Annotated in this window: 8 protein-coding genes and 1 other annotated feature (1 of these 9 running past the window's edge); of the genes, 3 read left to right on the top strand and 5 right to left on the bottom strand. The window is 68.0% G+C overall.

Translation table 11 applies throughout. From position 1 onward, the window contains the following. Nucleotides 1–456 (bottom strand) — a sequence feature (mutual gap in cmsearch alignment for this rRNA model is longer than 100) (it extends 1,033 nt beyond the left edge of the window). Nucleotides 457–891: 435 nt separating this feature from the next. The 5 genes from SSMG_RS08505 to dnaE form a co-directional block, all read right to left on the bottom strand. Beyond that, nucleotides 892–2,082: a low temperature requirement protein A gene (locus SSMG_RS08505; RefSeq protein ID WP_037713010.1), complete on the bottom strand. Its 1,191-nt coding sequence runs from the start codon at nt 2,080–2,082 to the stop codon at nt 892–894. Nucleotides 2,083–2,182: 100 nt separating this feature from the next. Next, a complete protein-coding gene (locus SSMG_RS47575) occupies nt 2,183–2,806 on the bottom strand; it encodes a hypothetical protein (protein WP_009074731.1) in 624 nt (207 codons plus the stop codon). A 63-nt stretch (nt 2,807–2,869) separates the two neighbouring features. Continuing rightward, nucleotides 2,870–2,992: a MerR family DNA-binding transcriptional regulator gene (locus SSMG_RS47570; RefSeq protein WP_234392809.1), complete on the bottom strand. Its 123-nt coding sequence runs from the start codon at nt 2,990–2,992 to the stop codon at nt 2,870–2,872. Nucleotides 2,993–3,468: 476 nt separating this feature from the next. Next, complete coding sequence (locus tag SSMG_RS08495; RefSeq protein WP_009074729.1) at nt 3,469–4,938, bottom strand: MFS transporter; 1,470 nt, start codon at nt 4,936–4,938, stop codon at nt 3,469–3,471. Then, on the bottom strand, nt 4,938–8,525 hold the full coding sequence (gene dnaE / locus SSMG_RS08490) for a DNA polymerase III subunit alpha (protein WP_009074725.1): 3,588 nt from the start codon (nt 8,523–8,525) through the stop codon (nt 4,938–4,940). The genes SSMG_RS08495 and dnaE overlap by 1 nt, the downstream gene beginning before the upstream one ends. Before the next feature lie 340 nt (nt 8,526–8,865). Here dnaE and SSMG_RS08485 point away from each other — a divergent pair, with 340 nt between their 5' ends. The 3 genes from SSMG_RS08485 to SSMG_RS08475 all read left to right on the top strand — a co-directional run bounded on the left by SSMG_RS08485 (nt 8,866) and on the right by SSMG_RS08475 (nt 11,974). Beyond that, nucleotides 8,866–9,597, top strand: coding sequence for a FadR/GntR family transcriptional regulator (locus SSMG_RS08485; protein WP_009074723.1), 732 nt, complete (start codon nt 8,866–8,868; stop codon nt 9,595–9,597). A 92-nt stretch (nt 9,598–9,689) separates the two neighbouring features. After that, entirely contained in the window at nt 9,690–11,030 is a 1,341-nt protein-coding gene (locus tag SSMG_RS08480) for an amino acid permease (RefSeq protein WP_199786190.1), read from the top strand. Further along, nucleotides 11,027–11,974: an asparaginase gene (locus SSMG_RS08475; RefSeq protein WP_009074720.1), complete on the top strand. Its 948-nt coding sequence runs from the start codon at nt 11,027–11,029 to the stop codon at nt 11,972–11,974. The genes SSMG_RS08480 and SSMG_RS08475 overlap by 4 nt, the downstream gene beginning before the upstream one ends. Nucleotides 11,975–12,025: the final 51 nt, after the last annotated feature.

The following is a 12,025-nucleotide window of genomic DNA, read 5'->3' as shown; positions in this document are numbered from 1 at the left end:
CTTGCGCTTCGTCCCTGGCGAAAGAGGTTTACAACCCGAAGGCCGTCATCCCTCACGCGGCGTCGCTGCATCAGGCTTGCGCCCAATAGAAACAATATTCCCCACTGCTGCACCCCGTAGGAAAAATGGGCCGTGTCTCAGTCCCAGTGTGGCCGGTCACCCTCTCAGGCCGGCTACCCGTCGTCGCCTTGGTAGGCCATTACCCCACCAACAAGCTGATAGGCCGCGGGTTCATCCCATACCGCCGGAACTTTCCACCACCACAGATGCCTGTAGTGGTCGTATCCGGTATTAGACCCAGTTTCCCAGGCTTATCCCAGAGTACAGGGCAGATTACCCACGTGTTACTCACCCGTTCGCCACTCATCCCCGGCCGAAACCGGTTCAGCGTTCGACTTGCATGTGTTAAGCACGCCGCCAGCGTTCGTCCTGAGCCAGGATCAAACTCTCCAACAATGTCTTCAAGTTCGATCGAGACTACTCTCAATCAATCATTCTCAAAGGAAACCCCGACGAGGGGGTTTCATATAAGCTCTACTGGCTTAGTTCACTAGCACACTGTTGAGTTCTCAAGCAACACACCCCGAACCAGCCCCGGAATCAACCAGGCCAAGCTCGATGCGTTATTTCAAGCTTTTGTTTTTCCGGAGTCCAACTCTACACCCTCTGAAGCTCAAGGCTTCGTCGGGGGCTGGTTCAGCTCCGGAGGTTTTGGGACCACCCACTCTACCACTACTGTGGGAGCTTGGTTCGTGGCCCCGGCGGCCGCCCGGTCTCCCTGGCGACGAAGAGAACATTACACGCCCCGAAACAGCCCTCGAACAGGGGGGTCCCTTTTTTCGCGCCAAGCCCCTGACCTGCGTCGATCCGGCGGCTCGGCACGAACGGCGGTCAGCCCGGCTCCCGCTCCCCGTGCGTCGCGATCACCGTGACCCCCACGAGGATCGCCGCGAGGACGGCCGTCACGTGGATCGGCGCCGGGCCGAACGACGCGGCGAGCACGAGCACCGCGGCCGCCGGGAAGCCGATCGCGATCGGGCGGCATTCGTTCGTCGGGCCGATGTGCAGCAGCCACACGCTCAGCAGGAAGAGCGCGACCGGGATCGTCACGGCCAGCGCGGTCACAACGCCGCTGACGTGCACCTGCCCGGCGTCGAAGCCGACCGCCAGCTCCAGCCCGGCGCCGACGGCCGCCGCGGAAGCGAAAATCAGGTAGTGCCCGTATCCCCAGCTCAGCGCGGTCCGCAGCGAGTTGCCGCGTTCGAGCCGGACGTGCCCGGGCTGGTCGAAGTACAGCCACCACATCGAGAACACCAGGACCAGGCCCGCGGCGGCGAGCGACACCAGCTCCCCGGTGTGCTCGCCCTCCGCGATCCCCTCCTTCACCGCGTTGGTGGCGCTGAGCACGGTCTCGCCGAGCACGATCAGCGTGAAAAGCCCGTACCGCTCGGCGATGTGGTGCGGGTGCCACGCGGTGCCCGACTGCCGCTCCGCCAGCACCGGCACCGCGAGTTCCAGGACGACCAGCACGAAGAACCCGATCAGCCCCGAGGCGCCGGGCAGCGCGAGCCGGACGATCCACAGGATCTGGCAGACCGTGATGCCGGCCGCGTAGAAGTACGCGGTCGTGCGAGTTTCCGGTGCTTGCCGTGCCGCGCGGAGCCACTGCGTGACCGCGGCCAGGCGCATCAGGACGTATCCGACGACCACGATCGCGAAGTCGCCCTCGAAGGCTTTGTCCACTCCGGCCGCGACGGTCAGGCCGCCGGCGATCTGGACGAGGGTGGCCAGCCGGTAGGGCACGTCGTCGGTGTCGAACGCCGACGCGAACCAGCTGAAGTTCAGCCAGCCCCACCAGATCGCGAAGAACACCATCGCGAAGCTGAGCACCCCGTGCCCGACGTGGCCTTCGGACAGCGCGTGGTGCAGCTGGGCGGCGGCCTGGCCGACGGCGACCACGAAACACAGGTCGAACAGCAGCTCCAGCGGCGTCGAGACGCGATGTCCTTCGCCGCTGTCGCGTGGTCGCATCGGCCGGTACCACACCCGGATCCGGTTGCCCGGCAACGACTCGTGAGCCATGTGCGCTCCCCTTTCCGCGGAACGCGGCCATCCCAACATGATCGACGGCATCGCGCGAGCGCGACATCCCGAGCGCCCGGAACCGGGTGAACCGGACGTCTCAGCGCAGCCGGACCGCCAGTTCGAAGACCGGATCGTCGAGGTCGGCCTGCCCGGGATCGCACAGGAAGATCTGCCGGGGCTGCCACTCCGCGTGCAGGTCGCGATCGGTGAGCCAGCGGTGCAGCGATTCGGCGCCGAGCGCGGTCAGCATGTTCGCCTTCGGCACGGTGACGTAAGCCTCGCGTCCGGCGTCGTCGGCGACACGCGTCATCTCCGGGAACGCGATTTCGCCGCTTTCGGGGTCGATCGGACAGCAGAATTCGACCAGGCCGTCGCTGTCGTTGCTGATTTCGCCGTGGTAGCGCAGGAACGGCCGGCCGGCGGCGCCTTCCGGGCGCGGGACTGCCGGTCCGCCGAAGAACGCGAACAGCGGGGCGGCGAACTCGCCGATCCGGTCGGCGGTCAGGTGCTCGGAGACGGCGAGCAGCGTGCGGGCGGGCATTTCGCGAACGGACACGTCGTACATCGGGGTTTCCTTCCCGGCCAGCTGGTCGAGGAAGAACCCGGCGAGTTCCCGCTTCGCACGCCACTCCCGCTCCTGCTCGTCCCAGTACGCGCGGACCTCGGCCGCCGCGGCTTCCGGCGGCAGGTCGAGGACGGTCCGGATCCGCGGCAGCGGCATTTCGATCCGGCGCAGCTGGACGACGCGGCGCGCCCGGTCGAGCTGGTCCGGCGAGTACCAGCGCTAGCCGGTGTCCGGGTCGACGCGGGCGGGCGGCAGCAGGTTCATCTCGTCGTACAGCCGCAGCGCTTTGGGCGAAAGGCGGGCCAGGCGCGCGAACGCGCCGATGGTCAGCAGGTCCGTCATGGGTTCTCCCTCGTTCGGAACAACTCCGAGCGTGGGGCCGGTCCCGAGGGGAAGGTCAAGCGGCGCGGACCAGACGGGCGCGTCGGCCGGGAAGGAGAAGGGCGGGCGGGCCCGGTTCCCCCTCGCCCGGGCCCGCCCCGTTGCCTTCGCGCGCACTCGGCCGGCCACTCCGGGCAGTGTCCCGGCGATTCGCCGTACGGTCCCCCGCGGACGCCGACGAATTTCGTACCGGGAAGCGACTCCGGGTGTCCATTCCCCGGAACTTCGGACTCCCAGGCCGCTCGGCCGATCGACCCATCCCCGGTCGATCGAACGAATTGCCACTGTAGGTAGCCAAAGTGTCGTTCTGAAGGCTCCATAAGGTCTACTCGGTTGCTCTGAGTAGCACTAGGGCCGAAGGTCACCTGTCACTCGGATGGAGTATCACCTGGTGGCGGTAAGTAGCTCACCGAATAGGGAGGATCAGCGTTGCGTGGTCACGTTCGGTGAATATTCGCGGCCGACTGCGCGGCTTCCTGGTCCTCCGACAGGATGGCACGCCGTCGGCGGGCGCGAAGTTCGAGGGTCGCGAAAGCCAGCGCGACCAGCGTGAGCCCTGCCGCGCAGCACATCGCGGCGGTGAGCGCGGTCTGGTGCCCGGACGTCGCGACCACCGATTCGAAGACCGAAGCCAGCACGGCCGTGCCGATCGCGGTGCCGATCCGCTGGCCGGTCTGCAGCGCTCCCCCGGCGACGCCGGCCAGCCGGTTCGGCACGCATTCGAGCGTGAGCGTCGTGTTCGGCGAGATCACCATCCCGCCGCCGATTCCTCCGATCAGCAACGGACCGGCCACCGCGAATCCCGCGGCCGACGGCGGCGCCCATTGCACGACCAACCCCACCGACAGCAGCGAGACCGCGACGATGCTCAGGCCCATGACGGTCAGCTTGCGGCCGAATCGGGCCACCAGACGTCCGGCGACAGCCGCCGTCACCGCCGAACTCAGCGCGAACGGCGTGACCGCCAGCCCCGACTGCAGCGGCGTGTATCCGAGGCCCTGCTGGAAGAACAGCGCGAACACCAGCCAGATCCCGGCGAACCCGCAGAAGTACAGCGCCCCGACCGCCGCGCCGCTCGCGTAGCCCGGCGTGCCGGTGAAGAGCCGGATGTCCAGCAGCGGCGGCCGGTTCCTTCGCGTGACCCGCCGTTCCCACCACACGAAGGCCGCGCCGAAGACGATCGCGACCCCGAACAGCCACCAGTACCGGCCGAGCCCGCCCCGTTCCGATTGCACGAGCGGCAGCAGCACGCCGAGCACCGCGACGGCGAGCAGCACGATCCCGGCGAAGTCGATTTCCGTGCGCAGCCGGAGTTTCCGCCCGTCCGCGCGGGGCAGCAGCTTCAGCGCGAGGCCGAACGCGATCGCGCCGATCGGCACGTTCACGTAGAACACCCACCGCCAGCCGTCCGGGTCGCCGAACAGCGCGAGGATCACGCCGCCGAGCACCGGCCCGACCGCGGTGGAGACGCCGACGACCGCGCCGAACATGCCGAACGCCCGGCCGCGTTCGGCACCGCGGAACAGGTCCTGGATCAGGCCGCTGTTCTGCGGCGTCAGCATGCCCGCGGCACAGCCCTGGGCGAGCCGGGCGGCGACAAGCGTCGCCGGGTCGGGGGCCGCGCCGGCGAGCGCGCTCGTCGCCACGAACGCGGCCAGCGCGATCAGGAACATCCGCCGGCGGCCCAGCGCGTCGCCGAGCCTGCCGCCGGTGACCAGGACCAGGCCGAACGCGAGCGCGTAGCCCGAGACCACCCACTGGATGGTGCCCGCGCCGGTCTTCAGGTCGCGCTGGATCGAGGGCAGAGCCGTGTTGACGATGCTGACGTCCAGCAGCGTCATGAACCCGGCGGTGAGGGTGACCGCGAGCGCCCGCCACCGGCGGGGATCCGGCTCCGCCCCGGTCATCAGGTGTTGGCGGTGATCCCAGGGATGCCCTTGAGCTCACCGATGAGCATCGAACTGACCTTCACCGGGTAATCGTAAAGCGCGAAGACCGTCTGGTTCTTGCCGACGAGCTTGAGGTGCACCGGCGTATCGCCCTTGTGCGCCAGCAGCGTCGACTTCAGCTCGCTGACCACGGCCTGGTCGATCTTCTCGGCGGCGGCCAGCAGCACCAGCGGCGGTTCCTCGTCGCCGTTGCCGATCTCGGAGAGGTCCAGCGGCACGAGCCCGCCGCCGAACACCGACATCTTGTCCTCGCGCCAGTTGACCCGGCCCTTCACCAGCACCGCGTTGTCCTCGACCAGGTCCGCGGCGAACATCGAGTACGCCTTGGCGAAGAACAGCACCTCGATCGCGGCGTCCATGTCCTCGACCGTGCAGATCGCCCACGGCTCGCCCTTTTTGTTGACCCGGCGTTCGAGCGAGGTGAGCAGGCCGGAAATGACGACCTCGCCCTCCTTCGGCGGGTCGGCGAGCAGCGCGGCGATCGGCTTCGGCGCGTGTTTGCGCAGGATGCGCTCAGCCCCGTCGAGCGGATGCGCCGACACGTACAGGCCCAGCATCTCGCGTTCGTAGGCGAGGAGCTGCTTGCGCGGGTACTCCTCCTCGCCGAACTTGAGGTGCGCGAGCGGCGAGGAGGACGGTGCCGCCTCGGCCGCGTCGTCGCCGCCGCCGAACGACCCGAAGAGGTCGAACTGGCCCATCGCTTCCTGGCGCTTGAGCGGCACGACGGCTTCCACCGCGTCCTCGTGCACCTGGATCATCGACAGCCGGGTGTGGCCCATGGAGTCGAACGCGCCCGCCTTGATCAGCGATTCGATCACCCGCTTGTTGCAGGCCACCAGCTCCGATTTGTCCAGGAAATCGGTGAACGAGGAGTACTTGCCCTTCTCCTCGCGCGTCTTGATGATCGACTCCACCACGTTCGCGCCCACGTTGCGCACCGCGCCCAGACCGAAGCGGATGTCGTTCCCGACGGCCGCGAACCGCAGCGCCGACTCGTTCACGTCCGGCGGCAGCACCTTGATCCCCAGCCGGCGGCACTCCGACAGATAGATCGCCGACTTGTCCTTGTTGTCGCCGACCGACGTGAGCAGCGCGGCCATGTACTCCGCGGTGTAGTTCGCCTTGAGGTAGGCGGTCCAGTACGCGATCAGGCCGTACGCGGCGGCGTGCGACTTGTTGAACGCGTACCCGGCGAACGGGAGAATCGTGTCCCACAGCGCCTTGACCGCTTCGGGCGAGAAACCGCCCTCGACCAGCGGGCTGGACTTCATGCCCTCTTCGAAGCCCTCGTACTCCTTCTCAAGGACTTCCTTCTTCTTCTTGCCCATCGCGCGGCGGAGCGTGTCCGCTCGGCCCATCGTGTAGCCCGCGACCTTCTGGGCGATCTGCATGATCTGCTCTTGGTAGACGATCAGGCCGTAGGTCTCGGACAGGATCTCCCGCAGCGGTTCCTCCAGCTGCGGGTGGATCGGCTTGATCTGCTGCCGGTTGTTCTTGCGGTCGGCGTAGTCGTTGTGCGCGTTCATGCCCATCGGGCCGGGCCGGTACAGCGCGAGCACCGCGATGATGTCCTCGAACCCGGTCGGCAGCATGCGCCGCAGCAGGTCGCGCATCGCGCCGCCGTCGAGCTGGAACACGCCGAGCGTGTCGCCCCGGCCGAGGAGCTTGTACGCCTCGGGGTCGTCGAAGCCGAGCCGGTCGAGGTCGATCTCCTCGCCGCGGTTGGCCTTGATGTTCTCCAGCGCGTCGCCGATGACGGTCAGGTTCCGCAGGCCGAGGAAGTCCATCTTCAGCAGGCCGATGGCCTCGCACGACGGATAGTCCCAGCCGGTGATGATCGAACCGTCGTCGCGCTGCCACACCGGGATCGCGTCGGTGAGCGGCTCGCTCGACATGATCACCGCGCAGGCGTGCACGCCGGCGTTGCGGATCAGGCCTTCGAGGCCGCGGGCGGTCTCGAAGATCGTCTTGCACTCCTCGTCGGTCTCGACCAGCGTGCGCACCTCGGCCGCTTCGGCGTAGCGCTCGTGCTTCGAGTCGACGATGCCCGACAGCGGGATGTCCTTGGCCATGATCGGCGGCGGCAGCGCCTTCGAGATCTTGTCCGCGATCGAGTAGCCCGGCTGGCCGAAGTGCACGCGGGCGGAGTCCTTGATCGCCGCCTTGGTCTTGATCGTGCCGAAGGTGATCACCTGCGCGACCCGGTCCGCGCCGTACTTGTCGGTGGCGTACCGGATCATCTCGCCGCGGCGGCGGTCGTCGAAGTCGATGTCGATATCGGGCATCGACATGCGCTCCGGGTTCAGGAACCGCTCGAACAGCAGCTTCTGCGGGATCGGGTCGAGGTTCGTGATGCCGAGCGCGTACGCGACGAGCGCGCCCGCCGCGGAACCTCGGCCGGGGCCGACCAGGATGCCGACCTCCCGCGCGTGCTGGATCAGGTCGGCGACGATGAGGAAGTAGGCCGGGAAGCCCTTCCCCTCGATGACGTTGAGTTCGTAGTCGCAGCGTTCCTCGTAGCCGTCCGGGATGCCGTCGGGGAACCGCCATTTGAGGCCCTCGGCGACCTGGTGCCGCAGCCAGGTGGCTTCGGTGTGGCCCTCGGGGACGTCGAAGACCGGCATCCGGTCCTTGTGCGCGTACACGTCCTCATACGACTCGACCCGCTCGGCGATCAGCAGCGTGTTGTCCGCCGCGCCCGGGACCTCCTTGTCCCAGTACTCCCGCATCTCCTGCGCCGACTTCAGGAAATAACCGTCCCCGTCGAACTTGAACCGGGTCGGGTCGTTCAGCGTCTTCCCCGCCTGCACGCACAGCAGCGCCGAGTGCGTGTCCGCCTGGTCCTTCGTCACGTAATGCGAATCGTTGGTGGCCAGCGGCGGCAGGTCCAGCAGCTTCCCGATCTCCAGCAGACCCTCCCGCACCGACCGCTCGATCGGCAGCCCGTGGTCCATCAGCTCCAGATAGAAATTCCCCGCGCCGAAAATGTCCTTGTAATCCGAGGCCGCCTGGATCGCCGCCTCCCGCTGCCCCAGCCGCAGGCGCGTCTGCACCTCGCCCGACGGACACCCCGTCGTCGCGATGATCCCCTCCGCGTTCTCCGCGATCAGCTCCCGGTCCATCCGCGGCTTCCGGTAATAGCCCTGGATCGACGCCAGCGACGACAGCTTGAACAGATTCCGCAACCCCGTCGCGTTCCCCGCGACCATCGTCATGTGCGTGTACGCACCGCCGCCCGAAACGTCCCCGCCCTCGCCGAACTCGTCCGACCCCCGCTGCGACGCCTGCCCCCAGAACACCGGCTTCTTGTGAAACCGGCTTTCCGGCGCGACGTACGCCTCGATCCCGATGATCGGCTTGATCCCGTGCTTCTTCGACGTCTGGAAAAACTCGTCCCCGCCGTACATGTTCCCGTGATCAGTCATCCCCACCGCGGGCATCCCCAACCGGGCCGCCTCCGCGAACAACGGGCCGATCTTCGCCGCACCGTCCAGCATGGAGTACTCGGTGTGGACGTGCAGGTGGACGAAAGAATCGTTCGACACCAGCGAAAACCTCCCCTAGGCAGACGGCTTCCCGGCTCCGGTCGACGCGGCGGGCCCGGGCAGTCCACCCTAGTCCGCCGCGGTCCGGCCGTTCCGTCTGGATCCTCTCTCTTCCGAAGGCCGAGCGCGCCCGCGACGCGCCGGGACGCGTTCGGCGTGGTGATCGCCGGTGCGCCCCTCAAGTACCCGGACACGGTCGCACCCGGCACCGACAAAACCGGGGCCGCCGGAAGCGGGGTCCGCGCGAAGTCACCCAGGAGCGTGAACCAGCCCACAACTGCCGAGCAAGGGGCCATGGCATCGCTTGACAGCGGCCGGGCCGGAACCGACGATCCGTCGCGTGAACCTGTCTGACAGCCGGGCAGCCGGACCGCTTCCCCGGCGCGTCAGCGCGATGGAAGCCGTCCTCGGCCACCTGCGGCAGGCGATCGAGCACGGCGAGTACGCGATCGGCGACCAGCTGCCGTCGGAGGCCGCGCTGAGCAGGGAGTTCGAGGTCAGCCGCTCGGTCGTGCGCGAGGCGCTGCGCGGGCTGCAGGCGCTCGGGCTGACCGTCTCGCGCACCGGCCGGGGCACGTTCGTCACCGCGAGCGGCCCGCCGGAGAACCCTACGTTCGGGGACTACTCGGCCCGCGACCTGGTCGAGGTGCGCCGGCACGTCGAGGTCCCGGTGGCCGCGTTCGCCGCGCGCCGCCGCGACGCGGACCAGCTCGCCCTGCTGCGCGATCTGGTCGACCGGATGGACGCCGAGACCGGGGACGCCGCGTGGGTGGCGCTCGACTCACAGTTTCACGTCACGATCGCACGGGCATCAGGCAATCCGGTGTTCGCGAAGGTGATCGAAGAGATCCGCGACGCGCTGGCCCGCCAGTCCGCCTTCCTGAACCAGCTCGGCGGACGGCGGACGCAGTCCAACGTCGAGCACCGGCGCATCGTCACGGCGATCGCCGAAGGCGAAGAAGACGCGGCGGCGGCCGCGATGACCGAGCATCTCGACCACGTCGAGAAGACCCTGACCACGATCGTACGGCCGGCGCGCGCCGGCGAAGCAGAAACAGGTACCACCGCGTGACTGAAGAAACCCTGCCCGCGCCTGCCGAGGCGGGCCCCGCCGACGCGGGCGACGCCGGATACCGCAAGGCACTGAAATCCCGGCACATCAACATGATCGCCATCGGCGGCGCGATCGGCACCGGACTGTTCCTCGGTGCCGGCGGACGGCTCGCGCAGGCAGGCCCGGCGCTCGCGATCGTGTACGCGGTGTGCGGGCTTTTCGCGTTCTTCGTGGTGCGCTCGCTCGGCGAACTGATCCTGCACCGCCCGTCGTCCGGCGCGTTCGTCTCCTACGCGCGCGAGTTCATGGGCGAGAAGGGCGCGTACGTCGCGGGCTGGATGCACTTCCTCAACTGGTCGACGACCGGTATCGCGGACATCACCGCGATCGCGCTGTACGCGCACTTCTGGTCGTTCTTCACGCCGATCCCGCAGTGGGTGCTGGCGCTGATCGCATTGGCGGTCGTGCTTTCGCTGAACCTCGTGTCGGTGAAGCTGTTCGGCGAGATGGAATTCTGGTTCTCGATCGTCAAGGTCGCCGCGCTGGTGCTGTTCCTGCTCGTCGGCATCTTCCTGCTGGTGACGCAGCATCCGATCGACGGCCACGTGCCCGGCCCGCAGCTGATCGCCGACCACGGCGGCGTGTTCCCGGCGGGCATCGTGCCGATGATCCTGATCGTGCAGGGCGTCGTGTTCGCCTACGCCTCGTGCGAGCTGGTCGGCGTCGCGGCGGGCGAAACCGAGAACCCGAAGAAGATCGTGCCCAAGGCGATCAACTCGATCATGTGGCGGATCGCGCTGTTCTACGTCGGTTCGGTCGTGCTGCTGGCGATGCTGCTGCCGTGGAACGCGTATTCCGCGGACCAAAGCCCGTTCGTCACGGTGCTGGCGAAACTGGGCGTGCCCTACGCGGACAGCATCATGAACCTGGTCGTGCTGACCGCCGCGCTGTCGAGCCTCAACTCGGGGCTGTACTCGACCGGGCGGATCCTGCGCTCGATGTCGCTGGCCGGGTCCGCGCCGAAGTTCACCGGCGTGATGAACCGCAACCAGGTGCCCTACGGCGGGATCCTGCTGACGTCGTCGGTGTGCGTGGTCGGCGTCGGGCTGAACTACGTGGTGCCGAAGGACGCGTTCGAGATCGTGCTGAACTTCGCCGCCGTCGGCATCCTCGGCACCTGGGCGATCATCGTGCTCAGCCACCTGCTCTTCGTGCGCAAGGCCAAGCGCGGCGAGGTGACCCGGCCCCATTTCCGCTTGCCGTTCTCGCCCTACACCGAAATCGCGACGCTCGCGTTCCTCGCCGCGGTCGTCGTGCTGATGGGCTTCGACAAGACCGGCCGGATCACCCTGCTGGCCCTGCCGGTGATCATCGTCGCACTGGTGGCCGGCTGGTTCGTCGTGCGCAAGCGGATCGACATGAGCGCGTTCGACAAGGCGGAAGCGTCGTGATCCCCCCGCAAGAACGCGAACCTCGGCACGTCCCGCTGGTCCACCTCCTGCGCGACGGAATGGTCGAAGGCGTCCACCACGGTTCGGTCGTCGTGCTCGCGGCCGACGGTTCGACCCTGTTCGAGGCAGGCGACCCCGATGTCGCGATGTACCCGCGCTCGACCGCGAAACCGTTGCAAGCCACCGCGATGGCCCGGTTAGGACTGCGCCTGGACCCGTCCGGTTTCGCCATCGCCGCCGCCAGCCACTCCGGCGAACCACGGCATCTCGAAGCAGCAGCCGCCGTCCTGGAAAGCCGCGGCTTCACCGAAGCCGACCTGGGCAACCCCGCCGACCTCCCGTACGACCCGGTCGAACGGGACGCCTGGATCGCCGAGGGACGAAAGCCGTCGAAGCTCGCCCACAACTGCTCCGGCAAGCACGCCGCGATGCTGGCCGTCTGCCGCGAACAGCAGTGGGACACCGACGGCTACCTAGATCCAGCACACCCGCTGCAGCGCGCGATCCGGGAAACCGTCGAGGATCTGACCGAACAACCGGTCCCGCGAGTAGCCACGGACGGCTGCGGCGCCCCCTTGTTCGCACTCTCCCTGCGGGGCTTGGCGAGGGCTGCTTCACGGATCGCGACCGCACCGGACGATTCGCCGGAATCGTTGGTAGCCAACGGAATCCGGCAGCACCCGGACCTGGTGGCCGGAACCCGACGCGACGTCACTCGGCTCATGCAAGCCGTGCCGGGACTGATCGCGAAGGACGGCTTCGAGGCAGTCCAGCTCGCCGCATTGCCGAACGGAACCGCAGTAGCGCTGAAGATCGCGGACGGCGGCGACCGGGCTCGGCCAGCGGTACTCGCGGCGGCGTTGGCACGAGCAGGCGTCGACAGGAACCTGCTGACCCAGTTCAGCAACCCCGCACTCCGAGTGACAGAACCACTAGCCGCCTGACCGCACCGACACACGCAACCAGCGAGGCACCCACCCCTCCCCCAACCCCGA

Origin of the sequence: Streptomyces sp. AA4 (assembly GCF_000158875.1) — a bacterium.
Taxonomy (GTDB): Bacteria; Actinomycetota; Actinomycetes; order Mycobacteriales; family Pseudonocardiaceae; genus Amycolatopsis.
The sequence above is the reverse complement of the archived record's forward strand: the minus strand, read 5'-3'. Positions and strand labels throughout refer to the sequence as shown.